The organism is Trinickia fusca (genome assembly GCF_003628145.1).
Classification (GTDB): domain Bacteria; phylum Pseudomonadota; class Gammaproteobacteria; order Burkholderiales; family Burkholderiaceae; genus Trinickia; species Trinickia fusca.
On sequence record NZ_RBZV01000002.1, the window covers coordinates 726,609 to 753,591 of the forward strand.

The following is a 26,983-nucleotide window of genomic DNA, read 5'->3' on the forward strand; positions in this document are numbered from 1 at the left end:
GTTATCCCCGCGAGACGTCGATGGCGCGACACTGACGCAGCAGCTCGAACGCGCGCGCGTCAGCTTCTGTAACCGGTGCCATGCCGCGCGCGACGAGTCGCTCGTTCAGCGCGGCACGATCTGCCTCATGTTCGAGCGCGTCGACAATCTGAGCCGCACGCTCGGGCAGCATGCCGAAGCGATGGGTGCGCACGTCGTCGGCGTAGTACGCGACATACACGCCAGGCACCGCCGGCAACGGCTCACGTCCGAGCGTGCCCTTCTCACGCAGCCATTTCGCGAGTTGCGTCGACGAGCGGTACAGCTCGCAATACGGCGAACGCACCCACACGACGCTCGCATCATCGAACTGCGCGGCCGATGCGGCTGTGCTGCCCAAGGCTTGCGCTCGCGTCGCTTCGTCGAGCGCGCCCACGCGCAGCAGCATCGCGACGGCTGCCGCTTCGAGTCCCATCAAATCGCTCATGCCGGCCACGCGCACCGCTTGAGCATCGTGCCGCAGGAAGGTCAGCGCCTCGGCACAGTACGTGTAGACGAACGGACCGTAGTCGCGCCAGCCCACCGTGTCCAGGAAGCGCGCGCCGAGCTCGCGCACGTCGTGACCATCGGCCAGCAACGCACGCAGCGTCAACGGCGCGCCGTTCTCGAGCGCATTGAGGAACGAGTTGCGCATACGGAAGCGATAGTTCTCGACGAACCAGCGCGCGCCCGACGATTCGTGTGCGTATTCGCGTGCGACCGCGTATTCGTCGTCGGTCAGCGAAAAGCGCTGTTGCAGATCGTCGACCCGGCCCGCGAGCACGGCCTCGGCGAGCGGCTGCTCGCACATGATGCGGCGCCAGGTGAGCCAGACCGTTTGTGCGTTCATGTTCATGCTTGCTCCGCGATCGTCGACATGTCGTGCTGCGCGCCCTTATGGCGATTCCAGATCTCGCGCGCACGGGTGAGGTCGCCCGCGATCATTTCGTGATCGGCCTGCGCCGTCGATTGACCCAGCACGCGTGTGCCGTCGTGATGCGCCTGACCTTGGAATTCGAGGATCACGGCGGCCGGCTCGGCGCGCGAAAGCACGTCTTCGAGCAGGTCCCATACGGGCTCCGGCACCTTGCTGTCGTGCCAGTCGTGATAGCTGCCGCCATACCAGCTGCCGCCCGCGAGGTGGATCGCGATCACGCGATCGAGCGGAATCGTGTCGAGGTAGTCGGCACACGAGAACCCGGCGAGGTTCACCGAGTTCGTATAAATGTTGTGCAGGTCGAGGTGCAGGAACGTGCCTGAGCGCTCGACGAGCCGCGCCATGAATTCGGCCTCGCGCATTTGCGCGCCGGGCGTCGGCATGTAGTAGGCCGCGTTCTCGTGCGCGAGCGGCATGCCGTAGGCTTCCTGTACGGCCGCGGCGCGCGCGGCGCAGCGCTCGATCTCGGCGGTCGAGAACTGGACCGGGCTGCTCCAGATGTCGAGCCACGAGTTGTCGCCGTAGAAGCAGTGGTTGGCGACCCACGGGCTTTCGAGCGCTTGGGCGAGCGGCACATGGCGTCGCAACGCGGCCGTCTCCTCGAGCGGCGCAAAGCCGAAGTCGCAGCCGTAGTTCGAATGCGCGAGCAGCCGGCCGCGCCCGCGAATCTTCTCGAGTTGCTCGCGTGCGGCGGGACGCATCAGATACGGACCGTCGAGCGGACCCATCAGGTTGTCGAGCAGCACTTCGAACACGTCGACTTCCATATCCTCGAAAGGAAACCAGTCGAGAATCTCTGGGTTGTATTGCAGCCCGACGCCGATGGCGGACGGCTTCGCAAATGTCATGATTGCTCCGGAAAAGGAACGCCCCCGACCTGGTGGGTCTTGCGCAACGCAGTTACCCACGCGTTGGCACAGGGGCGTGCGTTTGCATCACGCGAAGACCTTGCTTTCGATGACCTCGATGTCGTCGAGCGAAAAGTCTTCGAAGTCCTGCAGCGCGTCGGCCGGCTTGCCTTCGCACGTGCCTGCGTTCTGCGGTGCGGCGTTCGCTTGCACGTCGGCTGCGAGCTGGCTCTGCTCTTGGGAAACGGTCGTGTCGTTCATGAGATCCTCCGTCAACAGTCAGTGGGGTTGAAAAGCAGAAACCGCGATGCGTGCGACGTTGGCCCACACGATGAGCCAACCGCCGAGTGTGCCGATGACCATGGCCGTGTAAGTCAGCGTCTCGCGCCGCGTGAGCGACACGGGGCGTCCGCGCACGAACGCCATGAAGGCCGAGAACGCGCGCTGCCGAAGCCGTGGCATGTTCAGGAGTTCCGTCATCGCTAGATAGCCGTCGCCGTTGAAGATCGGCAGCAGTGTCGGAATCAGCGCGAGCGACGGACTGGCAATCGCGACCGTCGCCGCGTAGCGCGCCGCGCTACCCGGTGCGGCCCATTCCCAGATGAAGACAGCTACCGCGGCGAACACGAGGCTCGCAAACGGGCCTGCGAAAATCGTCACGGCCCGCGCCGTCTTGTCGAGGCGGCTCCATTCACGTTGCACGGGCCACGCCCAACCCGTCGCGATGACGACATACACCGCCACCCCGATCTCCGTCACGCGTACGCGATAGGCCCGGCACGCCAACGCGTGGCCGAACTCGTGCACGACGATCGACGCGATCACGACCCCGTAGTGAATCGGAATCCACGCGAAGCCCGTCGAATAGACCGTGACCAGATCGTGCGCGAACGCGTGCCCGTTCAACCCGAGCAGCACGCAGGCGGCCATGACGAGCACACCGAACGCGCCGAACGCCGTGCGCGTCGCGAGCCACGGCATGCGCGCCATCATCGCGTCGAGCAGCTCGTGCGGATCGAAGCGAAACAGCGTGATCATCAGCACGCGCTTGAACGGACCGTAGGTGATGCCGGCCGATTGCGAGCGCGGCTTGGCCACGCGCGCAGCCGACGGCTGCAACGGATCGGTCAGGATGCCTAGCTTGAGCATGCGCTCTTCGAATTGCTTGACGGTCGCCGCCGACGCGCGCACCGCGTGCTCCTCGCGCAGCCGCTCGACGATCTGGTCGATCGAGCAAATTCCGTCGAACATGCGCGCGACGAGCAGCTCGCGCTTGCCGAGCACGAACGACTCTTCCGAGTCGCGATCGCGTAGCACGAAGCGCTCGGGCTGACCGGGCTCCGCGAGGGTCTCGATGTCGAGATCCTCGCGCAAGCGGGTGTAGCCGCCCACGATTCGCTGAGCGAGATCCTGGTTCAACTGCGCGCTCCCGGCAGCATGGCGACGGCTGCCCGCACCTTCGTCCGTTCCTCGGCCGCCCCTTCGCGTGCCGCTAGCGCGAACGCGTCCGCGCTCATCGGCTCGCCCGCCCGGCCCAGCACGTAGACACCGCCAGGCCGCGTCGGCCCCGTCAGCGGCTCGTCGGTCGAGAGGATCGGCTCCCAGCCGTGCTTGCGCATCAAAAGACCGATGTTGCGCAACGTGAGATAACGCCGATGCGTATGGCTGAACGTGCCGAGCGCCACGCCGCCGCGCAGCGCGCGCCCTTCGATGAACAGCAGCCCGCCTTCGCGCGTCGCGCGCCGGCACAGCTCGAGCGTGCGATTCACGTCATGCACGTGCTCGAGCGAGCCCGTGATCACGACGAGATCGAAGTGCGCCTCGGGCAACACCATATCCTCGGCGCCGACCGTCTCGATCGTGAGCTTCAGATGACGGGCGCCGTATTCGGCATAACCTGCGTCGGGATCGGTGCCGAGCACTTCCCAGCCGCGCTTGGCGAACGGCACCATGAGGCCGCCCGCCGAGCAGCCGACGTCGAGCAAGCGCCCGGTGGCCGGCAGGTAGGGCTCGAGCGACTGGAGCAGCCGCTCGCCGCGCCGCAGCTGATCGACCATGAACGCGCGCTCGGGCTCGGTTGCGCCGAACAGGTTCACGCGGTAGTGCTTGCGGTAATACGCGTCATAGAACTCGGGCTCGAAGCGCGGGTTCTGCATGACGAAGCCACACGTCTCGCACATGACGACCGGCAACTTCCAGCGCCGACCCTGCCCGATCTCGACCTCCTCGACCAGCGTGGCGAAGTGCGTGTGACCGCACACGTCGCACGGCTGCTCGGCGCATGCGTAATCGTCCTCGACGCCAACCGCACGCAGATAGTCGCGCACCGAGTCGAGCTGCGCTTCGCTCGTTTCACTCACTTGATGCATAGGAAACCTTCGAAGCAGATGTGCTTGAAGACGGTCACGACGTCGGAAAAGCCCGCGCGCTTGAGCATGTCGACATTGCCGGCCGTCGAGAACGGCTCGAGCACGCCCTTCAGGCTGCGCGTCTTTTGCATGATCTGCTCGCAGTCGTAGCCCTGCTTGAGCTTGTACTCGTTGTACAGCGCCACCGAGATGTCCTGAAAGCGCGCATCGGGCGCACGCACCTTCTCGAACATCAGGAAGGCGCCGCCCCAGTTCAGGCTCTCGTAGACCTTGTCGATGAGCGCCTGACGCAGCCGCGGCCGCACGAACTGCACCGTGTAGTACGCGACCATCAGGTCGCTCTTCTCATACGGATGCAGGTTGATGTCGTCGACGAGAAAGTTCACGTTCGCCATCGGGTCCGCTTCGTTCGCGGCCGTCTTGCGGGCCTGCGCGATCATGTCGGGCTCGACGTCGATGCCGATCCATTTGGCCGTGGGTCCGTGGCGCCGCGCGAGCTTGCGGGTGAGCGCGCCCGTGGAGCAACCGAGTTCGTAGCAGACCGAATGCGCGCTCACGAAGAAATCGCTGATTTCCGCAACGAGCTCATGACCTTCCGCATAGCGCGGCACCGATTTCGACACGTGGTCGTCGAAGTGCTTGGCCGTTTCGCCGGCGAACGTCCATGCGGCGTTGCCCGTGACGATCGAGTCGCCGACGGAGGCGACTTTCAGGTTGGTGTCCATACTCACCTTTGTCGTTGCTGCTTGATTTCGGGGGCGACACGTCCCTTGCCGGCGCTCTCGCGGAAAGAGCGCGGCACGGACGGCCTTGAGGAACTGCGGGGGCTGACTGGCCCGGCGCTACGGATGCGGTTGAAAGATGTCGCGCTGACCGCTGCGGCGGCGCTTGCCGCCGAACCACACATCGCCCCAATGCTTCACGCTGATCGGCAGGAGCGGCAGCAGATGGAGCCCGGCGAGCGAGTAGTCGGGATGCTCGTCGAGCCCGTTCGTAAAGCCGGGCGGACGGCGCGTGACGGCGCAGCGCGTGCCGGTGAAGTAATCCCAGACGCTGAGGATGGCGCCGTAGTTCGAATCGGTGAAATTCTGCGTGCGGCCGTGATGGATGTTGTGATAAAGCGGCGTCACGAGCACCTTGCCGAGCCACTGCTCGAGCCGGTCCGGCAGGCGGATGTTGCTGTGGTGGAAGATGCCATAGCAGAACACGAACGCTTCGTAGGCCCCGACGGTCTCGGGCGGCACCGCCAGCAGGAACAGCACGGGCAGCTTCGTGGCGAGCGCGAAGAACTTCTCGGCGAAGTGATTGCGGATGCCCGTCGTCACGTCGAGATGCTCGTCGATGTGATGGATGGCATGGAAGCGCCACAACAGCGGAATGCGGTGCGCCAGCATGTGCTGCAAGAAATGCGTGAGGTCGAGGATCATGAAATCGATGACGACCGCGAGCACGCCGTGATACCAGTCCGGCCGATGCAAGCGATACGGGACATCGCGCACGATATAGAGCACGAGCGGCGCAATGACCATCGGCGAGAATATGATCTTATAGGTTATGCCGAGGCCAAAATTATTGACCAATCGACTGCGCTTATTACCCTCGAAAATAATTCGCGGAAAGATTCGCTCGAGGATAAAGAAGGCCGCAAAGACTCCAACCGAGACGATCAATGACATGCTGATCGTCGGAGGTAGCAACGATTTCAAAATATCCTCCTTCAGGCTACGTCAGTGCATTTAAAAAGAAGCGATGCCATTCGCAGCTCTCATCGGATAATGCAGCAATTCATCGCCGCAATAGCGGCGAGACCTTCTGCGATCATTGGAAGCTACGATTTATACATAGAACTGATAAGCATATGCGCAGCTACGATAAACACTAACCATTACCGGCGCAAGATGCTTGCCGGGCTTGTCCAATTGTTTCCATGTGGAAACGCAAGCGGGCGATTTTTCCGGCGTCAACCTACTATAAAATATAGGTTCATCAACCATTTATGCCTGTTGAAAATGACGCGCCACGTAATCCTGGTCACAATTACCGGCCAATGCCATGAATTCACCTGAAATTACCGAGAGCGATTCGCTCGGCTTTTATCGCCGTTCTACCGAAGCGGGCGAGCAATGGTGGCGCGTGACGATCGGCGATCGTCCGCAGACCTATCGCATCGAGCAAGGCATCGGGGACACGCCGGGCGACATCGATCTCGTCGTCGATGCCGAGAACCTGCGCGCGAAGCTCAAGAAGTGGCATCGCGAGGGCTTCGTTCTTGACGCACACGCCCCACTGCGGGAACAGACCGCCGATGCGCGCGTCGCATTCATGGGCGAGCTTGCGCGCGTGGCCGCCAACTACCGCGCCGCCAAGCGGGACAACGGCGAACGCAGCGACGGCGGCGACTCTCCCCTGCCCGACACCGTGCGCATCGGCACCATCGAGCTCGCCTGCGGCGCCGGCCATGCGCTGGTGCCGCGCATCAATCCGGCCTACCTGTTCTCGCCACGGTTCGACGACATCGTCGAAGACATCCTGGAGAACAAGCGCGTCATGCTGATCGGTCACACGGGCGCCGGCAAGACGAGCTTCATCGAGCAGGTGGCCGCCCGTGCACGCTACGGCGTGTTGCGCTCGAACATGAACGGACAGACGACGGCCGGCGACTTCGTCGGCTTCTGGACCGTCAAGGGCGGCGAGACGATCTGGGTCGACGGCGTGCTACCCACGGCGATGCGCGAAGGGTTGTGGCTCATCGTCGACGAGATCGACTTCGCCGAGCCCTCGATCCTGGCCGCGCTGACCGCCGTGCTCGAACCGCAAGGACGCCTCGTGCTGAAAGAGAAAGGCCACGAGATCGTCGAGCCGCATCCCGACTTCCGCCTGTTCGCAACGGCCAATGCCGTCGGCGCCATGAGCCGCTTCCGGCATCTGTACCAGGGTGCCAACCTCATGAACGAAGCGTTTCTCGATCGCTGGCGCGTCTATCGCATCGACTATCTATCGCCCGACGAGGAAGCCGATGTACTGGTGCGCACGCTCGCGCCGCATATGACGCGGCCGCTCGCCGACACGCTGGCCAGCATCGCCGCCGAATGCCGCGCGGCGTTCATGCGCGAAGACTTGTCGAGCGCATTCTCGACACGGCGGCTGATCGACTGGGCCGAGCTCATGCTGCGCACGGGCGACCCCGAGCGCGCGGCCGAGCCCGCCATCTACGCGAAGGTCGCGCCCGAAGACGCGGCGTTCATCCGCGCGATCGTGCGTCACCACATCGCACCGAGCTCATGAGCACGGCCCGTGCCGCACGCGCCGCGCGCGAGCCCGAGGGCTTCGCCTTCGAATCGACGCTCGGCAAGATCGCGCGTGTCATCACGGGACGCTACGGCGTCTCGGTCGCATTCAGCCCCGACGGCCCGCGCGTCGAACAGGGGCGTATCGTGATTCCCGATCGTGCTGCCGACGAAGCGCTGGAGAAAGATGTGCTCGTCGGCTATCTGGATCTGCTCGCCGCGCGCGCCAAGCATTCGTCGCTCGACGCGCTCGCCGCGCAGCCGCCCGGCGTGACGGCCGAGCTCGCGCAAGTCATCGAGGACCGCCGTGTCGCGCGGCTGCTGATCGAAAGCTATCCCGGCGCGCGCTGGTTCCTCGGCGCGCTGCGGGCACATGCGGCGCGCCAGGCGGAGCAGCGCTGGCCACGCTTGCATTGGCGCGCCCGCCTGGTGTGGCGCATCGAGCGCGCGCTATGGAACGAAGCGCCGACCGCGATCGAAGCGCAAAGCTACTCACTGACGGCCGCCCTGCACGCGGCCAGCGAACTGATCGACGCGGCGCGCACCAGTCGCTCGAGCCGCGAAAGCATCGAGCGCGCGCAGGCGATCGTCGCGCGTGTGCGTGCGCTGTCGGCCGGTGGCGCGAACAACATGATGTTCACGACGCAAACGGCCGAAGACATCGAAACCGACCGTGCGGCGGCCACGTTCGAATCGTTCGACGACACGTTCGCACTCGAAGCTCCGCTTGCGGCCGACGGCACCCAAGCGGAATTCACCGAACGCGCATCGGCCGATTCGTCGCGCGAAGCGGTCGGCATGGGCCGCTCGCCGCTCGGCGCAGCGGCGCTCGACGAAGCCGGCGAGGCAGGCGACATGGCCGGCCGTGCGCCGCGCAGTAGAACGGCTGGCACCCGCCCGCAGTTGTCGATCCCGCTGGCCACCGAGTTCGACGTCGAAACCGATCTGACCGGCGCGGGGGAATCTGCGGCCTGGCGCGCGCTGCGGCAAGCCGCGCGCGCCCAGACGGCGCCGCTGAAGGACCGCCTCGAACGCGCACTGAGCGCCGACGAGCGCGTCCGCTGGCGCCGCGAGCAGGAGCGCGGCGAAATCGACCGCGCGGCGCTGGCCAAGCTCGCGACATCACCGGGCTACCGCACGCCGTTTCGGACGCTGCGCGCAACCAAGGGCCGCGACGTGGCGATCACGCTGCTCCTCGACCGCAGCGGTTCGATGGCGGGCAGGAAGATCGAGCTCGCGCGGCTCTGCGTGGCGGCCCTCGCCGATGCACTGACGCAGTTGTCGTTCGAATGCGAAGTGCTCGGCTACAGCTCGGTCGACTGCGCGCCGATGCAGGCACTGCTCGAACGGCAGCGTGCCGCCGGCGCCGACCTGAGCCGCTACAACCGTTTCGTCGAACGGCTCGATCTGAAGATCTACAAACGCTTCGGCTCGCCCGACCTCGCCGGCCTCGCGTGCATCGACTGCGGCTACGAGAATCCCGACGGCGAAGCGCTGGCCTGGGCCGCCGCCCGGCTGGCCGAGCAGCGCGCCGCGCGCCGTATCCTGATGGTGTTCTCCGACGGCTACCCGTCGACGGGCGACGGCGATCCGCAGGTGCTGCGCAGCGACTTGCGCGCACGCGTCGCGGCGATCGGCTCACGTGGCATCGAACTCGTCGGCGTCGGCATCCTGACCGATGCGGTCGAGTCGTTCTACCCGCACAACATCGTCGTGAGCCGGCTCGCCGAGCTGCCGTCCACCGTGCTCGGCGTGCTGAGCCGCATGCTGCTCGACCGGTAGGCGGCTAAGCGGCGCCCTTCCCTGCGGGCCCCATGATCGACTGCACGCATTCGTCGACGCTCAGTTCGCGCAGCGCGTCGGCCTGCAGCGTGTCCTCGTCGGCGGCTCGGGCCAGCACCGCGAGAGCGCGCGGCTTCAGGCGCGCGAGCACGAGCCTTTGATCACGCGAGCGCAGCTCCGCCGCAAAGATGCGCAACGATTCGATCGCCGAGCCGTCGACATCGGGTGTCTCCTCGAGGCTCAGCATGACCGTCTGCGGCTTGACTGGCTGCGCGGCCACGAGCGCGCGCACCTTGCTGAGCACGCGTTCGGTGTTGGCGAAGAACAGCGGCACCTCGGGACGCACGATCGCGATGCCGGGAATCGGCTTGGCGTCGGCATGCGCCGACACGTCGACGAAATCGTGACTGTCGCGCAAGCGGCCCAGCACGCTGACGGTCGGCTCCGACAGATTGCGCAGCGTGACGAGCAGACTCACGCCGATCGCGACGAGCAGGCCATGCAGCACGCCGAACACGAGCACGGCCGCGAGCGCCGCCAAGACGACGAGCCGGTCGCGCTGCCACCGCCAATACGGCCGGAACACCTCCCAATGGAGCGAATGACTGACCGCATAGATGACGATCGCCGCGAGCACGGGCTCGGGCGTGCGAGCCAACTGCGGCAGCAGCAGCCACACGATCAGCGCGATCACGATCGCGGCGCAGGCGCCGGCCCGGCGCGTCTGCGCGCCCGCCGCCTCGTTCGCCGACGTCGCCGAATAGCCAGCACCGACGGGCATCCCCTGCAGCAGCCCCGAGACGATGTTGGCGCCGCCGAGCGCGATCAGGTCCCGATTGGCCACCACCTGATCGCCGTGCTTGAGCGCGAAGCTGCGGATCGAGCCGTACGACTCGGCGTACAGAATCAGCATCAGCGCGAAGGCGAGCTCGGCCGTTTGCAGCCACTCCGTGCGCTCGAACGCGGGCAGCCCGAAACGCACATTGTTCAGATCGATCGTGCCCACCACCCTGATGCCCCAGTGGTGCCAATCGACCCAATAGCCGAGCGCGATGCCGAGCACGATGACGACCAGCGTGGCCGGAATGCGCGTGCGCCCGCCCAGCGTGAACAGGATCGCGAGCGACAAGGCCCCGAGCACGACGCTGTGCCAGTTCCACGCTTGCAGTTGCGCGAGCAGATCGTAGGCCACGCGCGGCACGTCGGCATAATGCGAACTCACGCCGAGGATCGTGGGCAGCTGCTTGATCGTGATCGTCAGCGCGAGACCGAACGCGAAGCCGCGCAGCACCGGCCTCGAGATGAAGTCGGACATACCGCCCAGGCGCGCGAGACCGGCACCGACGAACAGCAGCCCGGTGGCCGCCACGAGCGCGGCCGCCACCGCGAGCTGGGCGCCGCCGTCGCCGTGTGTGGCGCTGACGGTCGCAGCCAGCACCGCGGCTGACGACGATGTCGCCGAGACGATCGCGAACCGGCTGCTGCCGATCGCCGCATAGACGAGCAGCCCGGCCAGCAACGCGACGAGCCCCGCCTGCGGCGGCAGGTTCGCGATGCCGGCATAAGCGACGGCCTCGGGCAGTAGCAGCCCCGCGATCGACAGGCCTGCCAGCACGTCCATGACGACGCGCCGTCCGGGCGGCGGCGGCTCCGCCGGCTGCGCGTAGTGGGCCGGATTCTGCAGATGCGCCGCGGCGGCGTGTCCCGTGTCGATGGTCATGAGTGGAGTGGATGCGCGTGAAGACGTGGATCGAAAATGAGCCGCCGCGCTCATGCGATGCGGGCGGCGCCGGCGATGCGTCGATCAGTGGGCCGAGAACTTGCCCGACCAGCCCGGCAGATAGCGCGCATCGTCGCCGTGCGCGAGCGCGAGCGCATCCTTGAGCGCCTTGTCGAAGTTCTTTTGCAGGCGCTTCGCCGAAATCTTCAACCGCAGATAGTCGGCCCAGAGAAATTCGCTGAATGGCGTCGCATCCTTCGCATAGCCGCCCGCGCGGCGCAGCTCGCCGGCGAGGCTGCGATACGGATCGTCGGTCAGCCCCGTCAGCGAATCGGGCAAATGATCGTAATCGTGACGCGTGCCGTCGGGCCCGAACGGGTGCGCCCACTGGTTATGCTCCATGACACGCCAGAACATCGTGGGCTCGAGCCACGACAGATCCTTCAGCACCATCATCTGCACGGTCTGCACCCCCTCCTCGATCAGCGCAAGCCCAAGATGATGATGGTCGACGACGAAGTACTCGTTGCCCGGCCCGTGCACGGCCGGGAACCAGTGCGTCGCGATCGCCTGCGCGCGGGCCTTCTTGTCGAGCGTCTTCCAGTGCTCCCGCTTGGCCGTGACTTCGAAGTAGCCGACCGTCATCTGCGTGGGCCGCAGCTTCTCGAGCTTGGTCGTAATCAAGTGCACGTCGGCGCTCGTATGGTTCATTCTCTCTCCTCAGGTTGCCGGCCATTGCGCGTTCGCGCCGCCGCGATGAACAGTTGATATACCACTGATGCTCAAACAAAAAGGGCGTCACGCATACGCCGCGACGCCCTTTGCCATGCCGGTGCCGTGCGGCACGCGCCTCACCGGCTGCCCGAATTGCGCGCGATCGGCGCAGCGCCCCGCTTGCGCCAGATCTTCCACAACGCTCCGAGCGCGACCGGCACGACGGCCGCGCCGACCCCGACCAGCACGATCACGTTCAGGTACTGCCGGATGAACGGAATATTGCCGAACCAGTAGCCGGCCAGCACGAGCAAGAACACCCACAGCGCCGCGCCCGCGACGTTGAACGCCTGAAAGCGGCCAGCGCGCATCCCGGAGACACCCGCGACGAACGGCGCGAACGTGCGCACGACGGGGATGAAGCGCGCGAGCACGATCGTCTTGCCGCCGTGGCGCTCGTAGAAGTCATGCGTCTTTTGCAGCGCGGCGCGATCGAGGAAGCGCTCGAGCACGGGAATATGCGTGTTGAAAACCTTGGGCCCGATCGCCTTGCCGATCAGGTAATTGATGCTGTTGCCGCCGATCGACGCCAGGAGCAGCAGGCCGATCAGCGAGGCGAGGTTCATTTGGCCTGTCGCGCAGAACGCGCCGCCGATGAACAGCAGCGAATCGCCGGGCAGGAACGGCAGGATCACGAGCCCCGTTTCGCAGAACACGATCAGGAAGAGCACCGCGTACACCCACGCGCCGTATTGATGGACAAATTGGTCGAGGAATTTGTCGATGTGGAGAATCAAAGTGGCGAAATGAAGCAGCGTGTCCAAGTGCATTCCTTCTCGAGTAGTGCGGTCAACGACACCTCGCGGCCGCGCAGGCGAGGTGGATCGCGCCATGATACCGAAACTGCCCGGCCACGCCGCCAAATCGGAGGAATCGGTGGCGTGGCGGGCCCGGTGCGTGGCCGACGACGCGGCAAGCGGCCCGCTATAATCGCGCCATGTCCGAATTTCCCGATCTGCCGTCCGACGCCGAACCGGCCACGGACGCCGCGCGCCCCATGCCGTCGGCACCTGCCATGCGCCGCACGATCCAGCCGTTGCCCGACCAGCTGATCAGCCAGATCGCGGCCGGCGAAGTCGTCGAGCGGCCGGCCTCGGTCGTCAAGGAGCTGCTCGAAAACGCGCTCGACGCGGGCGCGAAGACGCTGCGCATTCTGCTCGACGGTGGCGGCGTCAAACGCATCTCGATCACCGACGACGGCTGCGGCATGCCGCCCGAAGAATTGCCGCTCGCGCTCATGCGCCATGCGACGAGCAAGATCCGTTCGCTGGCCGAACTCGAATCGGTCGCGACGCTCGGGTTCCGCGGTGAAGCGCTTGCCTCGATCGCCTCCGTGGCCGAAACGTTCATTACGAGCCGCACGCCGGACGCGCCGCACGCGACGCGCATCGACGCGCAAACCGGCGTTTTGTCGCCTGCTGCCGGCGCGGTCGGCACGACGATCGAGATCCGCGAGCTTTACTTCAGCACGCCCGCGCGCCGCAAGTTTCTCAAGAGCGAGCAGACCGAGCTCGGCCATTGCGTCGAAATGATCCGCCGCGCGGCGCTGGCGCGGCCCGACGTGTCGATTTCGGTGCTGCACAACGGTCGCGCGCTCGAGCACTGGAACGCGAGCGAGCCGACCACGCGCGTCGCGAAGATCCTCGGCGAAGCGTTCGCGCTCGCCCACTTGCCGCTCGACGAACAAGCGGGGCCGCTCGCGCTGTATGGCTGCGCGGGCTTGCCGACCGCGAGCCGCGGCCGCGCCGATCAGCAATACTTCTTCGTCAATGGCCGCTTCGTGCGCGACAAGCTGCTCACGCACGCGGTGCGTGCGGCCTATGAAGACGTGCTGCACGGCGACCGCTACCCGTCGTATGTGCTGTTTCTCGACCTGCCGCCCGAGGCGGTCGACGTGAACGTGCATCCGTCGAAGATCGAAGTGCGGTTTCGCGATTCGCGTGCGATCCATCAATTCGTGTTCCATGCCTTGCAGCGCGCGCTCGCGCGTCATGCGGGGGCTTCGCCCGAGACGACGGCTGGCGGCCACGCTGCTCATCTGCAAGCGAGCGAGACTGGCGCGAGCCACATCGCTGCCGGCCCTGCCGCGGCCGGCAGCGGTATATCGGCCTCGCCCGTCACGAGCCGCACCGGCACGTTCTGGATGCGCGATGCGCGCATGACGCAAGGCACGCTACCGGTCGGGCAGCCGCTCGCACTGTATGACGCGCTGTTCGGCCGCAAGGACTCGTCCGGCTCAGCCGGTATCGCGCCCGCAAGCAGCGCACCCGGCGATGCGGGCGCGAGCCTGCCGTTCGATGGCGCCGCCATGCTCGAAGCGCGCGACGAAGGCACGCCGTTCGCTTATGGCGGCCTCAAGCCGTCGGCGCCGTCGTTCGATGCCGCCGACGACCATCCGCTCGGCTTCGCGCTCGGCCAGGTCCACGGCATCTACGTGCTGGCGCAGAACACGCGCGGCCTCGTCATCGTCGACATGCACGCCGCCCACGAGCGCATTCTCTACGAGCAGTTCAAGCGCGCGCTGGCCGAGCGCACGATCGCCGTGCAACCGCTCCTGATCCCGCTGTCGATGCCGGCCGACGCCGTCGAGATCGGCACCGTCGAAGAGGAGCGCGAAACGCTCGACGCGTTGGGCTTCGATCTGGCCGCACTGTCGCCGACGACGCTCGCGATCCGCGCCGTCCCCGCGTTGCTCAAGGACGCCGACTTGCCGACCCTCGCCCGCGCGGTGCTCGCCGATCTGCATGCCTACGGCGGCTCGCGCGTGCTGACCGAACGTCAGCACGAGTTGCTGGGCACACTGGCTTGCCATCATGCGGTGCGCGCGAACCGTCGGCTCACGCTCGACGAGATGAACGCGCTGCTGCGGCAGATGGAGGCAACGGAGCGCGCCGATCAATGCAATCACGGTCGCCCGACCTGGTATCAGCTGACGCTGGGCGATCTCGACCGGCTGTTCATGCGCGGGCAATGAGCGATCCCAAGCACAGCATGACGACGATTGCGATTGCCTGCCTGCTGGGCCCGACCGCGTCGGGCAAGACGGCTGCCGCGCTGGCGTTCGCGGCACGGCACCCCACTGAGATCATCAGCGTCGATTCGGCGCTCGTCTATCGCGGCATGGATATCGGCACGGCCAAGCCGACGGCCGAGGAACGCGCGAGCGTGCCGCATCATCTGATCGACATCGTCGACCCTGCGGATGCCTACTCGGCCGCTCAGTTTCGCGCCGACACGTTGCGGCTCGTGGATGAGATCCGTGCGCGCGGACGCGTGCCGCTGCTCGTGGGCGGCACGATGCTGTATTACAAGGCGTTGGTGGAAGGCCTGAACGCGTTGCCGTCGGCCGATGCGGCCGTGCGTGCTTCGCTCGAAGCCGACGCTGCGCGTGAAGGCTGGCCGGCGCTGCATGCGCGTCTCGCCGGCATCGATCCCACGACGGCAGCGAGGCTTGCGCCGAACGATGCACAGCGCATCCAACGTGCGCTCGAGGTGTTCATGCTGACGGGGCAGCCGATGTCGGCACTGCTCGACGCGTCCGAGCGTGAACGTGAACGCGACGCCGCGGGTGCGCTTTATCGCTTCGTGCCGATCGCACTCGAACCTTCGAATCGTGCCGTACTGCACGAGCGCATCGCGGCGCGGTTCGATGCCATGCTCGAAGCTGGCTTTATCGATGAAGTGAAGCACTTGCGTGCGCGCGGCGACTTGCACGCAGGCTTGCCGTCGATGCGTTGCGTCGGCTATCGGCAGGCATGGGAGTATCTCGACGGCGCGATCGACTACGCGACGATGCGCGACAAGGGCGTCTTCGCGACGCGCCAGCTGTGCAAACGCCAGCTCACGTGGCTGCGCTCGATGCCCGAGCGCGTGATCGTCGATTGCTGTGCCGAGACTGCCACGCACGATGCCGTGCAGGCGATCGAGGCGGTGGTGGGGCACGCCGGGTAGCCAACACGGGACAGCGACAGCGCCTCCTTCCTGCCGTCACTCGGCACACCGACAGTAGCGATGAAAAAAAACCGCTCGGCCAACAACACCGAGCGGTTTTTTGTTTTTCTTCGATTGCCTGACCGACGAATCAGTCCGTCGGTCAACCAATGTCAGACCACGACCGTCTGCGCCTCGCCTTCCCCACTTGCACGCACGGTACCGATCTTCCACACCTGCTCACCGGCTGCAGTCAACTGACGCACGGCTTCATCGGCATCGGCCGCTGCGACGACGACCGCCATCCCGATCCCGCAGTTGAACACGCGGTGCATTTCCGCATCGGCGACCCCGCCGTGTTGCTGCAACCATGCGAACAGCGGCGGCATCGGCCACGCATCCTTGTGCAGCTCGGCCGTCAGCCCATCGCGCAGCACGCGCGGAATGTTCTCGACGAGCCCGCCGCCCGTGATGTGCGCCATGCCCTTCACAGCGATGTTCTGCATCAGCGCCAGCAGCGGCTTCACATAGATGCGCGTCGGCGCCATCAGCGTATCGGCCAGCGAGCGGCCATGGAAGTCCGCCGAGAGATCGGGATTCGCGCGCTCGATGATCTTGCGCACGAGCGAAAAGCCGTTCGAGTGGATACCGCTCGACGCCAGACCCAGCACCACATCGCCCGCCGCGATCGTGCTGCCGTCGATGATCTTGCTTTTCTCGACCGCGCCGACCGCAAAGCCGGCAAGGTCATATTCGCCGTCGGGATACATGCCCGGCATTTCGGCCGTCTCGCCGCCGATCAGCGCGCAGCCCGAGAGCTCACAACCTTGCGCGATGCCCTTGACGACGGTGGCCGCGATGCCCACGTCGAGCTTGCCGCAAGCGAAGTAATCGAGGAAGAACAGCGGCTCGGCGCCTTGCACGAGGATGTCGTTGACGCTCATCGCGACGAGATCCTGGCCGACCGTGTCGTGCTTGTTCAGATGAAATGCGAGCTTGAGCTTCGTGCCGACGCCGTCCGTGCCCGACACCAGTACCGGTTCGCGGTACTTCTTGGGCACTTCGAACAGCGCGCCGAACCCGCCGATGCCGCCGAGCACGCCGTCGCGCAGCGTCTTCTTCGCAAACGGCTTGATCGCATCGACGAGCGCGTCGCCGGCGTCGATGTCCACGCCCGCGTCGCGATACGACAAACCTTGGGCCGGAGTCTGCGCATCCGGAGCGGATTTCGGTTGATTCATGGGGAGGAGCAAGAAGGTCGGTAAAATGCGATTTTACCCGATGTCGATCCGGGGTTAGTGCTTACCGCGGTCCCCTATACGGTTGTCGATCCCGGGGATCCCCAACACACCAGGGAAAACGCCTTGTCGCAAAGTTCTCCGCTGCTCACGCCCTATCAGCGCCAGGCTCTGTTCTGGGGCACCGTCGCGCTCGGCCTCGGCATCCTGCTGTGGCTGCTGCGTCCCGTGCTGACGCCGTTTCTCCTCGGCGCGATCCTCGCGTACATCCTGCAGCCCGGCGTGGCCTGGCTCGTACGCCGTCGCGTGCCGCGCACGCTCGCCGCGTTGCTGATGATGCTGTTCTTCGCGCTCGTCGTCACGCTGGTCGGGCTGCTGATCATCGCGGTCGTGCAGAAGGAAGGCCCCGAGCTCAAGCAGCAGATCCCCGGGTTGATCGCGCATCTGCACGACTGGGCACAGCCCAAGCTCGTGTTCCTGGGGCTCGGCGATTCGTTCGACTTCTCGAACCTGCGCGACCTCCTCACGAGCCAGCTCGAAGGCAGCGCGCAAACCGTCGCGCTCGCTGCGTGGAAGTCGCTGCGCACGAGCGGCAACGTGATGATCACCTTGATCGGCAACGTCGTGATGGTGCCGCTCGTGCTGTTCTACCTGCTGTACGACTGGAATACCATGCTCGCGCGCGTGGCCGGCTTCATCCCGCGCCGCTGGCTCGCCAAGACGGTCGAGCTCGTCACCGAGATGGATCGCACCCTGTCGCAATACCTGCGTGGCCAGCTGCTCGTGATGGGCGTGCTCGCAGCGTTCTACGCCATCGCGCTCGCGATCGCGGGTTTCGAAATCGCTTTGCCCGTCGGCATCTTCACGGGCCTGGCCGTGTTCATCCCGTACGTCGGCTATGCGACGGGCCTCGCGCTCGCGCTGCTCGCGGCGCTGCTGCAATTCGGCGACTGGTACGGCTTCGGCGCGGTGGCCGCGATCTACGGCGTCGGGCAAGTGCTCGAAAGCATGTTCCTGACGCCGCGTCTCGTCGGCGAACGCATCGGCCTGCACCCGCTCGCCGTCATCTTCGCCTTGCTCGCGTTCGGCCAGCTGTTCGGCTTTTTCGGTGTGCTGCTCGCGCTGCCCGTCAGTGCGATCCTGTCGACTGCGCTGCGCGAAGTGCGCCGCGGCTACCTCGCGAGCGCGCTTTACAAGAATTGATTGACCACGTTTCAACTGTGACTGTGCATCGCCAACTGGCGCTCGATCTCGGCACCCCGCCGCCTTCGACGTTCGATAACTTCTTCGCCGGCGCCAACGCCGAACTCGTCGCGCGTCTCGCCGAGCTCGACAGCGCGCTCTCGGCCGGCCCCCTCGCCGACCGCACGTTCTACATCTGGGGCGAGGCCGGCTGCGGACGCAGCCATCTGCTCGCCGCGCTCGTGCATGGCGCAGGCCCGGGCCGCGCACGGTTCCTGGGCCCGCAAAGCGCACTGACCGCGTTCGCGTTCGACGCGCACGTGCCGATCTACGCAGTCGATGACTGCGACAAGCTCTCGGCGGCCCAGCAGATCGCGCTGTTCAATCTGTTCAACGAGGTGCGCGCGCATCCCACGAGCGCGCTCGTCGCCACGGGCAACGCGGCGCCGATCGCGCTGCAGGTGCGCGAGGACCTGCGCACACGACTCGGCTGGGGGCTCGTGTTCCACCTTGCGCCGCTGCCCGACGAGCACAAGGCGGCCGTCCTCAAGCACGCGGCGAAGGAGCGCGGCATTGCGCTCGCCGACGACGTGCCGGCCTACCTGCTCACGCACTTCAGGCGCGACATGCCGAGCCTGATGGCCCTGCTCGACGCGCTCGATCGTTTCTCGCTCGAGCAAAAGCGCGCGATCACGCTGCCGTTGCTGCGTACGATGCTCGCGCTGCCCCCCGTTGACACCGGCTCCCATGGCCCCGCCGACCCGGCAGGCCGCTTCAAGTAAAATGCGCCCTCATGACGAATCTTGCTCTCTTTGACCTCGACCACACGCTGATCCCGACCGACAGCGATCACGAATGGGGCCGCTTCATGGTGAAACTCGGCATCGTCGATGCCGAGACGTTCATGCGCGACGTCGACCGTTTCTATGCCGATTACAAGGCCGGCCAACTCGACATCCATGCCTACCTGACGGCCATGCTGACGCCGCTCGCCCAGTTCTCGCGCGAGCAACTGACTGCATGGCACGAGCAGTTCATGCATGAGGTCATCAAGCCGGCGCTGGTGCCGGCCGCGCTCGAGCTCGTGCGCCAACACCAGGACCAAGGTGACCTGTGCTGCATCGTCACGGCGACGAACGAGTTCATCACGCGCCCGATCGCCGACGCGTTCGGCGTGGACATGCTGATCGCCTGCGAAGTCGAGACCGTCGACGACCATCCGCACGCCCAATTCACGGGCCGCGGCAAGGGCACGCCGAGCTACCGCGAAGGCAAGATCGTGCGCGTGCAAGCCTGGCTCGAGTCGCTCGGCAAGACGCTCGCCGACTACGAGCACAGCTACTTCTACAGCGATTCGCATAACGACATTCCGCTGCTCGAAAAAGTTACCGATCCGATCGCGACCAACCCCGATGCCACGCTCCGGGCCCATGCACAGGCCAAGAACTGGCGCATCCTCGATCTCTTCCAACCGTCGTGATCAAGAAACTCATTCGCAAGCTGCTCGGCCAGGATTCGGCCGCCACCGACGATTCGCCCGCAACCAAAGAGGCCGCTGGGAGCGCCGCCGATGCGGCCACCGCCGGCAAGCCGCGCCGCAAGACCCTGCGCGTGCCCAAGGGCGCCAGCGCGCCAACGCCCGATACGCCCGTGATCCAGTCCTCGGACGTGCACGGCATCGATCCGCAACTGATTTCGCGCAACGCGATCCGCGTGACCGAAACGCTGCAACAGGCCGGTTTTCGCGCGTTCATCGTCGGCGGCGCCGTGCGCGATCTGCTGCTCGGCATCGCGCCGAAGGATTTCGACGTCGCGACCGATGCGACGCCCGACGAGGTGCAACGCCTGTTTCGCCGTGCGCGGCTGATCGGGCGACGCTTTCAGATCGTGCACGTGCAGTTCGGCCAGGAGCTCATCGAAGTCTCTACGTTCCGTGCACTCGTCGACCCGCCTCCGGCGGACTCCGCGCCGGCCAAACGCCTGCGCCGCGAGGAGCTCGACCGGCGCACGCACGCGGTCGACGCGAGCGGTCGCGTGCTGCGCGACAACGTCTGGGGCGAGCAGCACGAAGACGCCACGCGCCGCGACTTCACGGTCAACGCGATGTACTACGATCCGGCCACGCAGACGGTCCTCGACTATCACAACGGCATGGCCGACATTCGTGCGCGCGTGCTGCGCATGATCGGCGACCCGGCCACGCGCTATCGCGAAGACCCGGTGCGCATGCTGCGCGTCGTGCGCTTCGCCGCCAAGCTCGGCTTCGAGATCGACGACGCCACGCGCGCCCCGATCAAGCCGCTGGCCGACCTGATCCACAACGTGCCCGCTGCGCGCCTGTTCGACGAAATGCTCAAGCTGCTGCTGTCGGGCCACGCGCTCGCCTGCCTGAAGCAGCTGCGCAAGCAAGGTCTGCACCATGGCCTGCTGCCGCTGCTCGACGTGGTCCTCGAGCAGCCGCATGGCGAGACGTTCATCACGCTCGCGCTGAACAACACCGACGCGCGCGTACGGGCTGGCAAGCCCGTCTCGCCCGGGTTCCTGTTCGCGACCTTGCTGTGGCACGACATGCAGCAGCGCGCGCAGCAGTACGAAAGCGATGGCGAGTATCCGGTTCCTGCGCTGCACCGCGCGATGGACGACGTCCTCGACATGCAGACGGAAAAGCTCGCGATCCACAAGCGCTTCTCGGCCGACATGCGCGAGATTTGGGGTCTGCAAGCGCGCCTCGAGAAGCGCTCGGGCCGCAGCGCGCTCAAGCTCATCGAACACCAAAGATTTAGAGCGGGTTATGATTTCCTCCTGCTACGCTGCGAATCGGGCGAACTGGACCCGTCGGTCGGCCAATGGTGGACGGATTTCATCGATGGCGACGCAGCGGCGCGCGAGACATTGCTCACGCAAGGCGGCAAGGATCGGGCGCCGCGCAAGCGGCGGCGGCGCAGCGGCGGAAAGGGCCGCAAGTCGGGCGACGGCGAATCGGCAGGCACGACCGCCGCGCGCAGTGCGCACGAGGACTGACGCGGCAACGTTTGCCGCTAAAGGAACATCGTGAAGTCGTAGGAAGCCATGCCATGACGGTTGCTTATCTCGGTCTCGGCGCCAATCTCGGGGATGCTCGACAAGCCCTGAAAGACGCGGTCGTTTGCCTGGCTCAGCAGCACACCATCACCGTGCTCGCGAAATCCAGCCTGTATCGCACCGAGCCGATCGATGCCGGCGGCGACGACTACTACAACGTCGTCGTCAAGCTCGACACTACGCTGTCGGCGCAGGCGCTGCTTGCGCTTTGCCACCGCATCGAGCATCACTTCGGCCGCGAGCGTCCCTTTCGCAACGCGCCGCGCACGCTCGATATCGACATCCTGCTGTTCGGCGATGCGCGCATCGACGAACCCGACCTTATCGTTCCCCACCCGCGCGCAGCCGAGCGCGCGTTCGTGCTCGTACCGCTCGTCGAAATCGACGGCGACGCCACGATTCCGGGCTACGGCCCGGCGCAGATGCTGCTCGCGGGCGTCGCCCACCAGCGCATCGAGAAAGTGAAGACGTGCAGCTGCCCGATGCTCGACGCGCTCAAGGCGAAATCCGCGCCAAGCGGCCCAGCCGCCGGCCCTAGCGCGCCGTCCGAGAAAGGCGGCTGCCGATGAGCACGCCGCCCATCACCGTCCAGCCGCCCGAGCTGCACGGGCCCTTTCGCTACCTCGCGATAGAAGGGCCGATCGGCGTCGGCAAGACGTCGCTCGCCCAGCGGCTCGCCGACCGCTGGTCGATGCATGCGCTGCTCGAGCGGCACGACGACAACCCGTTCCTCGCGCGCTTTTACGACGACATGCCCCGCTATGCGCTCGCGACGGAGCTGCACTTCGCACTGCAACGCGCCGCGCTGGCGCGCGAAGCGGCCCAAGCGCTTGCGGCGGGCACTCGACTCGTCTCCGACTTCATCGCGCAAAAGAGCGCCGTGTTCGCGCGCCTGACGCTGCCCGACGACGAATGGCGGCTATACCAGGCGGTGGCGCCTCGCGTCGAAGCAGCAACGATGCCGACCCCCGACCTTGTCGTCTATCTGCAAGCCAGCCCCACCACGCTGCTCGCGCGCGTCGGCAAGCGCGCCCGGCCTGCCGAGCGGCAGATCTCCGACAGCTATCTGCGCGCCTTGGGCGACGCATACGATCAGTTCTTCTTCCACTACGACGAGAGTCCTGTGCTGACGGTCAACACCGAGCACCTGGACCTGCTGGGATCGGACGCCGATTTCGCGCTGCTCATCGAGCAGATCGAAGCGATGCGCGGCCGTCGCGCAAGCTTTGTCAAAGCGCATTGACTTCCTCCCCGCCCTCGGCCTTCGGCCGCCGTGCTGCGCACGGAAAGGACGGGGATTCCTACTGCGCTCAAGCTTGGGGGTGAACCACGCTTGAGCCGCTTCGGTGGGTTCCCACTGCTGGCGGCCTTGCTGCACCGCTCACTTTGCCCCGAAGGACATTCCCTCGGGGGACATGGGCGAACCGGGCATCGTCCTGCCCTTCACTGCTGAACAGTGCTTCGCCACGGCGAAGCACATTGATGGCGCCCACCACGTCGGCGTGCCCCTCGTAGCCGCACGCCACGCAGGCAAACTTCGCCTGCGTGCGCCGGTTTTCCGCTGACGCATGGCCGCAACACGGGCACGTCCGGCTCGTGTGCTGCGGGGGCACGGCCACCAGCCAGCCGCCGTTCCACGCCAGTTTGTACTGCAGCTGACGGCGGAATTCGTACCAGCCCTGGTCTAGGATGCGCTTGTTCAAGCCGGATTTGGCCCGCACACGCTGACCTGGCGCTTCGGGTGTCCCAACCGCCGACCTCACCATGTTCCGTACCCGCAGGTCCTCGACACACACGAGCGCGTGGTTTTTGCTGATCGTGGCCGTGGCCTTGTGCAGGTAGTCGCGGCGGGCGTTGCCGATGCGCGTATGGATGCGTTGGACGCGGGCCTTCGCCTTCTTCCAGTTGCTGCTGAACTTCGTCTTGCGGCTCATAGCGCGCTGCGCCTTGCGCAGCGCCGTTTCGTGTTTCCTGAAGCTGTTGAGCGGAGCCAGAAACGTGCCATCGCTGAAGGTCGCGAAGCGCACGATTCCCATGTCGATGCCCACCGCGCTCGTTGCCTGCGGTATCGGCTGCTCGACCTCGCGTTCGGTCTGAATCGAGACGTACCACTTGCCAGCCGAGTAACTGACCGTGGCATTGCGCACCTCACCCAGCACCTTACGACTGCTGCGGTAACGCAGCCAGCCCAGCTTGGGTAGAAGGATGCGGCTGCCTGCCTGGTCGAGCTTGACGCCTTGAGGGTAGCGAAAGCGGTCATGCTGCCCCTTCTTCTTGAAGCGCGGAAAGGCCGCCCGTTTCTCGAAGAAGTTGATGTAAGCCCGCTCCAGATCCTTCAGCGTCTGTTGCAGCACTTGCGAATGGGTCTCGCTCAACCACTGCGTTTCGGGACTGTGGCGCCACGCCGTGAGTTCGCGGCACAACGCAGCGTAGCCCAACTTCTTGGCGCCTTGTGCGTAGCGCTCCTTGTGCAGCGCCAGTGCCTGGTTGTAGACGAACCGGCACGAGCCGGCGAAACGGCGCATGGCGCGCTGCTGTTCCCCCGTCGGCATCAGCTCGAACTTGAAGGCCTGAATTCTTCGCATCGGAGCATAATAGTGGCGCTCGGTATGGCACCACCGCACCCACGGCATCTTTAAGACGCACGTCCGCTCCCCCCATTCGACGCAGCGGTCTCGACGTATGCGCGCCATATCGGCTAGCGCATGCCGGGATTTCGACAACGCCCCGAAACGGCGCTTGCAGTCGTCTGTTAGAAGCAGTGCCTGGACATCCGCAAGCGATACAGAGAGGGCTACGTCACCGCGTCTCTGCCCCCCGTCCGCATCGTGCACCAGCCTATCGAACACCATCAGGCGCCAGACTAACCGCGGCAAAGGACGCCTTCGGCATCCGCGCTATTCATCTCCCCCATGAACGGGGAAGCTTTCCGCGCGTCCTGGTAACATGCGCCCCGGCGGCCATGTTGCGCCGCACCTAACTCCTCGAGAACGGAATTTCCGATGACTTATTTGCAGGAATCCAGCCGGCCGAAGGTGACTGTGCCCAAGCTGCAAGCGATGCGCGACGCCCGTGAAAAGATCGCGATGCTGACGAGCTACGACGCGAGCTTCGCGTCGCTGCTCGACCGCGCCGGCGTCGACGTACAGTTGATCGGCGACTCGCTCGGCAACGTGCTGCAGGGCCAGAGCACGACGCTGCCCGTCACGCTCGACGAAATCGCTTATCACACGGCTTGCGTCGCACGCGCGCAGCCGCGCGGCCTCATCGTCGCCGATCTGCCGTTCGGCACTTACGGCACGCCGGCCGATGCCTTCGCGAGCTCGGTCAAGCTGATGCAAGCGGGTGCGCAGATGGTCAAGCTCGAAGGCGGCGAATGGCTGGCCGACACGGTGCGCTTTCTCGTCGAGCGCGCGGTCCCCGTGTGCGCGCACCTGGGGCTCACGCCGCAATCGGTGCACGCGTTCGGCGGCTTCAAGGTGCAAGGCAAGACGCAGGCGGGCGCGGAGCAATTGCTGCGCGACGCGCGTGCCGTCGACGAGGCCGGCGCGCAACTGATCGTGCTGGAGGCGATGCCTGCCGACGTCGCAGCGCAAGTGACGGCGCAAGTGCGCATTCCGACGATCGGCATCGGCGCCGGGCGCGACTGTTCGGGCCAAGTGCTCGTGCTGCACGACATGCTCGGCATTTTCCCCGGCAAGCCCGCGCGTTTCGTGAAGGATTTCATGGCCGGCGCACCGAGCATCCTCGCGGCCGTCGAGGCCTACGTCAAAGCCGTCAAGGACGGCTCGTTCCCGGGCCCCGAGCACACGTTCTGATACACCTGGCGAGCGCGCGGCCCCACCTCTAGTGCGGGCGCCGTGCGCTCGTGTGCCGGTCAGCGCGCCTGTTCTGCCGTGATCACGCGTGCAGGCAACGCACCGCGCAGTGCATTGCAGATGATCAGCGCCTGCGCGTTCAACAAGTCTTCGCGCGTGAGCACGCGCTCGCGCGCCTGCCATGCAGCGTCTTCGAGCAGCACCTGACGCATGACGCCCGGCAGCAGACCCGCAGCGAGCGGCGGCGTCCACCATTGACCGTCGAGTTTGACGAACACGTTCGAGCGGCCGCCTTCGGTCAACTCGCCGCGCTCATTGAAGAACAGCATGTCGAAAGCGCCGTGCGCTTCGGCCTCGCGCCACGCGCGGTCATATTCGGCGCGCGCCGTCGTCTTGTGTTTGAGCAGAAATTCGCCCGAGGACGTCGGCGCAAAGCCATGCTCGGGCCCGAGCAGCACACCGACCGTCTCGGTCTCGCCCGCTTCCGCGCTCAAGCCGGCGATCGTCTTGAGCGCGCCGAGCGACGCTGTCTGCAACTGGACACCCCCCCCTTTCGCGAGCGCAACGCGCATTCGGTGCGGCACGCCAGGCGGCAGCTGAGCGCAGCACGCATCGAGTTGCGTCCGCAGCGCAGGGGGATCGAATGCGAAGCCGAGCGCCGCAGCGCTCGAGGCAAGCCGCGACACATGGCGTTCGCGGTGCCTCACCCCACCCTCGTGCGTCGCCAGCATCGTTTCGAACAGTTCGAAGCCCGGATCGGCACCGGTCAGGAATTTGGCTTTCAAACGGCACTCCGCATATTCGTCGGCGGCCACGCTGTCGAGCACGATGCCGCCACCCACGCCCATCATCCCGCGCCGCATGCCGGTGCCGGATGCGTTGCTGTCCGGCGCGGCCAGCGTCAGCGTGCGGATCGTCACCGACAGACAGAAGTCACCACACGCGTCGCGCTGCCCCTCGTCGCCCGATTGGGCGTCGAGCCAACCGATCGTACCCGTATACAAGCCGCGCGGCGTCGTCTCGATCTCGTCGATGAGCTCCATCGTGCGATGCTTGGGCGCACCCGTAATCGAGCCGCACGGGAACAGCGCGCGCAGCACCCCGGCAAACGAGGTGTCCTCGCGCAGATCGGCCTCGATCGTCGACGTCATGCCCCAGATCGACGGATACGGCTCGACCGAGAACAACGCCGGCACGCAGACCGTTCCGGTCTTCGCCACGCGCGACAGATCGTTGCGCAACAAGTCGACGATCATGAGATTTTCGGCGCGATTCTTCGGATCGTTGCGCAGGAACGCTTGCGCGCGCGCATCCTCCTCAGGCGTGGCACCGCGCGCCGTCGTGCCTTTCATCGGACGCGTGCGCAATCGGGTGCCGGCCTTCTCGACGAACAGCTCGGGCGAGCACGAGACGATCCACGCACCGTCCGGCAAGGCAATCAGCGCGCCGTAACGCACCGGCTGCCGCGCGCGCAGGCGCCGGTACAACGCGACGGGCGGGCCGAACGCGTCGAACGTAAGACGGTAGGTGTAGTTGATCTGATACGACTCGCCTGCCCGCAACGCCTCGTGCACGGCGGCAATCGCCGCATCGAATTGCGCGGGCGTGACGCTTTCGGCGACGTGCGCGGCCCCGGCCACCGAAGGACCAACCTGGCCGCCGTCCATCTGGGCGAGCCAAGCGTCGACTTGCTCGCGCGAGCGCTTCTCGCAGTGCTCGAACAATAAAAAACGCAGCGAGGCGTTGCCGCCACGCTGCGTCGCATGCTGCTTGAGCTCGAGATCGCGCCCGAACTCATAGTCACCGAGCACGACCGCGTGAAGACCGCGGTTCACCTCGGCGGCAACCGCCTCGCAGACTTCCTCGAGCCGGGCGCCGTCCGTGCAGACGTGCTCGCGCACGAAGCGCGTATAGAGCCGGCTCGAAGGCGCAGCGGTGCTCGCCTCGCAATCGTCCAGCAGCGCGAACACCGCACTGCGTTCTTCAACCTTCATCTATC

At 65.9% G+C, this 26,983-nt stretch carries 24 protein-coding genes; 11 read left to right on the top strand and 13 right to left on the bottom strand.

Features of this window, described 5'->3' with window-relative positions:
* Window position 1: 1 nt before the first annotated feature.
* From D7S89_RS08035 to D7S89_RS08065, 7 genes are all read right to left on the bottom strand, one after another.
* Window positions 2-874 (bottom strand): hypothetical protein, encoded by an 873-nt coding sequence (locus D7S89_RS08035; RefSeq protein WP_121277080.1) that lies wholly within the window; start codon window positions 872-874, stop codon window positions 2-4.
* A complete protein-coding gene (locus D7S89_RS08040; protein WP_220702129.1) occupies window positions 871-1,803 on the bottom strand; it encodes an MbnB/TglH/ChrH family RiPP precursor modification enzyme in 933 nt (310 codons plus the stop codon). The genes D7S89_RS08035 and D7S89_RS08040 overlap by 4 nt, the downstream gene beginning before the upstream one ends.
* An 87-nt stretch (window positions 1,804-1,890) precedes the next feature.
* Window positions 1,891-2,064, bottom strand: a complete 174-nt coding sequence (locus tag D7S89_RS27390) for a hypothetical protein (protein ID WP_183085122.1) — start codon at window positions 2,062-2,064, stop codon at window positions 1,891-1,893.
* Between the two features lie 18 nt (window positions 2,065-2,082).
* Window positions 2,083-3,222 (bottom strand): M50 family metallopeptidase, encoded by a 1,140-nt coding sequence (locus tag D7S89_RS08050; protein ID WP_147426614.1) that lies wholly within the window; start codon window positions 3,220-3,222, stop codon window positions 2,083-2,085.
* Window positions 3,219-4,172, bottom strand: coding sequence for a class I SAM-dependent methyltransferase (locus D7S89_RS08055; RefSeq protein WP_220702130.1), 954 nt, complete (start codon window positions 4,170-4,172; stop codon window positions 3,219-3,221). Before D7S89_RS08055 ends, D7S89_RS08050 begins: the two co-directional genes overlap by 4 nt.
* Window positions 4,160-4,897 (bottom strand): methyltransferase domain-containing protein, encoded by a 738-nt coding sequence (locus D7S89_RS08060; RefSeq protein WP_121277083.1) that lies wholly within the window; start codon window positions 4,895-4,897, stop codon window positions 4,160-4,162. The genes D7S89_RS08055 and D7S89_RS08060 overlap by 13 nt, the downstream gene beginning before the upstream one ends.
* 117 nt (window positions 4,898-5,014) lie before the next feature.
* Window positions 5,015-5,701 (bottom strand): sterol desaturase family protein, encoded by a 687-nt coding sequence (locus D7S89_RS08065; protein ID WP_245982754.1) that lies wholly within the window; start codon window positions 5,699-5,701, stop codon window positions 5,015-5,017.
* A gap of 523 nt (window positions 5,702-6,224) precedes the next feature.
* Between D7S89_RS08065 and D7S89_RS08070 the strand changes: the two genes are divergently transcribed.
* A complete protein-coding gene (locus D7S89_RS08070; RefSeq protein WP_121277085.1) occupies window positions 6,225-7,457 on the top strand; it encodes an AAA family ATPase in 1,233 nt (410 codons plus the stop codon).
* Window positions 7,454-9,241 (top strand): cobaltochelatase CobT-related protein, encoded by a 1,788-nt coding sequence (locus D7S89_RS08075; RefSeq protein ID WP_121277086.1) that lies wholly within the window; start codon window positions 7,454-7,456, stop codon window positions 9,239-9,241. The genes D7S89_RS08070 and D7S89_RS08075 overlap by 4 nt, the downstream gene beginning before the upstream one ends.
* A gap of 4 nt (window positions 9,242-9,245) precedes the next feature.
* Here D7S89_RS08075 and D7S89_RS08080 read toward each other — a convergent pair whose 3' ends face one another.
* The 3 genes from D7S89_RS08080 to D7S89_RS08090 all read right to left on the bottom strand — a co-directional run bounded on the left by D7S89_RS08080 (window position 9,246) and on the right by D7S89_RS08090 (window position 12,505).
* A complete protein-coding gene (locus D7S89_RS08080; RefSeq protein WP_121277087.1) occupies window positions 9,246-10,961 on the bottom strand; it encodes a SulP family inorganic anion transporter in 1,716 nt (571 codons plus the stop codon).
* 84 nt (window positions 10,962-11,045) lie between these two features.
* A complete protein-coding gene (locus D7S89_RS08085; RefSeq protein ID WP_121277088.1) occupies window positions 11,046-11,672 on the bottom strand; it encodes a ParB-like protein in 627 nt (208 codons plus the stop codon).
* 140 nt (window positions 11,673-11,812) lie between these two features.
* A complete protein-coding gene (locus D7S89_RS08090) occupies window positions 11,813-12,505 on the bottom strand; it encodes a VTT domain-containing protein (protein WP_121277089.1) in 693 nt (230 codons plus the stop codon).
* A 167-nt stretch (window positions 12,506-12,672) separates the two neighbouring features.
* On the opposite strand from D7S89_RS08090, the gene mutL reads away from it, so the two are divergent.
* Together mutL and miaA are read left to right on the top strand one after the other, a co-directional pair.
* Window positions 12,673-14,709: a DNA mismatch repair endonuclease MutL gene (gene mutL / locus D7S89_RS08095; protein WP_121277090.1), complete on the top strand. Its 2,037-nt coding sequence runs from the start codon at window positions 12,673-12,675 to the stop codon at window positions 14,707-14,709.
* Window positions 14,710-14,726: 17 nt separating this feature from the next.
* The gene (gene miaA, locus D7S89_RS08100; protein ID WP_425470761.1) at window positions 14,727-15,686 is read left to right on the top strand and encodes a tRNA (adenosine(37)-N6)-dimethylallyltransferase MiaA; all 960 of its coding nucleotides are present in this window, start codon (window positions 14,727-14,729) and stop codon (window positions 15,684-15,686) included.
* A 152-nt stretch (window positions 15,687-15,838) separates the two neighbouring features.
* Here the strand turns inward: miaA and purM are convergent, their stop codons facing one another.
* Window positions 15,839-16,906 (bottom strand): phosphoribosylformylglycinamidine cyclo-ligase, encoded by a 1,068-nt coding sequence (gene purM / locus D7S89_RS08105; RefSeq protein ID WP_121277092.1) that lies wholly within the window; start codon window positions 16,904-16,906, stop codon window positions 15,839-15,841.
* A gap of 123 nt (window positions 16,907-17,029) precedes the next feature.
* On the opposite strand from purM, the gene D7S89_RS08110 reads away from it, so the two are divergent.
* From D7S89_RS08110 to D7S89_RS08135, 6 genes are read left to right on the top strand one after another with little or no spacing between them, the layout of a single operon-like run.
* Window positions 17,030-18,106 carry an AI-2E family transporter gene (locus D7S89_RS08110; protein ID WP_121277093.1) on the top strand — a complete coding sequence of 359 codons (1,077 nt, stop codon included), beginning with the start codon at window positions 17,030-17,032 and terminating at the stop codon, window positions 18,104-18,106.
* Between the two features lie 17 nt (window positions 18,107-18,123).
* A complete protein-coding gene (gene hda, locus D7S89_RS08115; protein ID WP_281273087.1) occupies window positions 18,124-18,867 on the top strand; it encodes a DnaA regulatory inactivator Hda in 744 nt (247 codons plus the stop codon).
* A gap of 11 nt (window positions 18,868-18,878) precedes the next feature.
* Window positions 18,879-19,565, top strand: coding sequence for a histidinol-phosphatase (locus D7S89_RS08120; RefSeq protein ID WP_121277095.1), 687 nt, complete (start codon window positions 18,879-18,881; stop codon window positions 19,563-19,565).
* Window positions 19,562-21,106 carry a polynucleotide adenylyltransferase PcnB gene (pcnB, locus tag D7S89_RS08125; protein WP_121277096.1) on the top strand — a complete coding sequence of 515 codons (1,545 nt, stop codon included), beginning with the start codon at window positions 19,562-19,564 and terminating at the stop codon, window positions 21,104-21,106. The genes D7S89_RS08120 and pcnB overlap by 4 nt, the downstream gene beginning before the upstream one ends.
* 53 nt (window positions 21,107-21,159) lie before the next feature.
* Window positions 21,160-21,735 carry a 2-amino-4-hydroxy-6-hydroxymethyldihydropteridine diphosphokinase gene (gene folK / locus D7S89_RS08130; protein ID WP_121277097.1) on the top strand — a complete coding sequence of 192 codons (576 nt, stop codon included), beginning with the start codon at window positions 21,160-21,162 and terminating at the stop codon, window positions 21,733-21,735.
* Window positions 21,732-22,409 carry a deoxynucleoside kinase gene (locus D7S89_RS08135; protein WP_121277098.1) on the top strand — a complete coding sequence of 226 codons (678 nt, stop codon included), beginning with the start codon at window positions 21,732-21,734 and terminating at the stop codon, window positions 22,407-22,409. The genes folK and D7S89_RS08135 overlap by 4 nt, the downstream gene beginning before the upstream one ends.
* A gap of 67 nt (window positions 22,410-22,476) precedes the next feature.
* Here the strand turns inward: D7S89_RS08135 and D7S89_RS08140 are convergent, their stop codons facing one another.
* Window positions 22,477-23,751, bottom strand: coding sequence for an RNA-guided endonuclease InsQ/TnpB family protein (locus tag D7S89_RS08140; RefSeq protein ID WP_121277099.1), 1,275 nt, complete (start codon window positions 23,749-23,751; stop codon window positions 22,477-22,479).
* A gap of 417 nt (window positions 23,752-24,168) precedes the next feature.
* On the opposite strand from D7S89_RS08140, the gene panB reads away from it, so the two are divergent.
* Window positions 24,169-24,984: a 3-methyl-2-oxobutanoate hydroxymethyltransferase gene (panB, locus tag D7S89_RS08145; protein ID WP_121277100.1), complete on the top strand. Its 816-nt coding sequence runs from the start codon at window positions 24,169-24,171 to the stop codon at window positions 24,982-24,984.
* Window positions 24,985-25,043: 59 nt separating this feature from the next.
* Here the strand turns inward: panB and pabB are convergent, their stop codons facing one another.
* Window positions 25,044-26,978 carry an aminodeoxychorismate synthase component I gene (gene pabB, locus D7S89_RS08150; protein WP_121277101.1) on the bottom strand — a complete coding sequence of 645 codons (1,935 nt, stop codon included), beginning with the start codon at window positions 26,976-26,978 and terminating at the stop codon, window positions 25,044-25,046.
* Window positions 26,979-26,983 lie beyond the last annotated feature (5 nt).

Bases quoted from the DNA above. Each gene is read 5' to 3' on its own strand.
- D7S89_RS08075 (WP_121277086.1), top strand. From the start codon at position 7,454: ATGAGCACGGCCCGTGCCGCACGCGCCGCGCGCGAGCCCGAGGGCTTC.
- D7S89_RS08065 (WP_245982754.1), bottom strand. From the start codon at position 5,701: ATGGTCATTGCGCCGCTCGTGCTCTATATCGTGCGCGATGTCCCGTAT.
- D7S89_RS08120 (WP_121277095.1), top strand. From the start codon at position 18,879: ATGACGAATCTTGCTCTCTTTGACCTCGACCACACGCTGATCCCGACC.
- D7S89_RS27390 (WP_183085122.1), bottom strand. From the start codon at position 2,064: ATGAACGACACGACCGTTTCCCAAGAGCAGAGCCAGCTCGCAGCCGAC.
- D7S89_RS08140 (WP_121277099.1), bottom strand. From the start codon at position 23,751: ATGCGAAGAATTCAGGCCTTCAAGTTCGAGCTGATGCCGACGGGGGAA.
- D7S89_RS08080 (WP_121277087.1), bottom strand. From the start codon at position 10,961: ATGACCATCGACACGGGACACGCCGCCGCGGCGCATCTGCAGAATCCG.
- D7S89_RS08085 (WP_121277088.1), bottom strand. From the start codon at position 11,672: ATGAACCATACGAGCGCCGACGTGCACTTGATTACGACCAAGCTCGAG.
- miaA (WP_425470761.1), top strand. From the start codon at position 14,727: ATGACGACGATTGCGATTGCCTGCCTGCTGGGCCCGACCGCGTCGGGC.
- D7S89_RS08135 (WP_121277098.1), top strand. From the start codon at position 21,732: ATGAGCACGCCGCCCATCACCGTCCAGCCGCCCGAGCTGCACGGGCCC.
- purM (WP_121277092.1), bottom strand. From the start codon at position 16,906: ATGAATCAACCGAAATCCGCTCCGGATGCGCAGACTCCGGCCCAAGGT.
- pabB (WP_121277101.1), bottom strand. From the start codon at position 26,978: ATGAAGGTTGAAGAACGCAGTGCGGTGTTCGCGCTGCTGGACGATTGC.
- D7S89_RS08060 (WP_121277083.1), bottom strand. From the start codon at position 4,897: ATGGACACCAACCTGAAAGTCGCCTCCGTCGGCGACTCGATCGTCACG.
- D7S89_RS08090 (WP_121277089.1), bottom strand. From the start codon at position 12,505: ATGCACTTGGACACGCTGCTTCATTTCGCCACTTTGATTCTCCACATC.
- D7S89_RS08040 (WP_220702129.1), bottom strand. From the start codon at position 1,803: ATGACATTTGCGAAGCCGTCCGCCATCGGCGTCGGGCTGCAATACAAC.
- folK (WP_121277097.1), top strand. From the start codon at position 21,160: ATGACGGTTGCTTATCTCGGTCTCGGCGCCAATCTCGGGGATGCTCGA.
- mutL (WP_121277090.1), top strand. From the start codon at position 12,673: ATGTCCGAATTTCCCGATCTGCCGTCCGACGCCGAACCGGCCACGGAC.
- D7S89_RS08055 (WP_220702130.1), bottom strand. From the start codon at position 4,172: ATGCATCAAGTGAGTGAAACGAGCGAAGCGCAGCTCGACTCGGTGCGC.
- D7S89_RS08070 (WP_121277085.1), top strand. From the start codon at position 6,225: ATGAATTCACCTGAAATTACCGAGAGCGATTCGCTCGGCTTTTATCGC.
- panB (WP_121277100.1), top strand. From the start codon at position 24,169: ATGACTTATTTGCAGGAATCCAGCCGGCCGAAGGTGACTGTGCCCAAG.
- D7S89_RS08035 (WP_121277080.1), bottom strand. From the start codon at position 874: ATGAACATGAACGCACAAACGGTCTGGCTCACCTGGCGCCGCATCATG.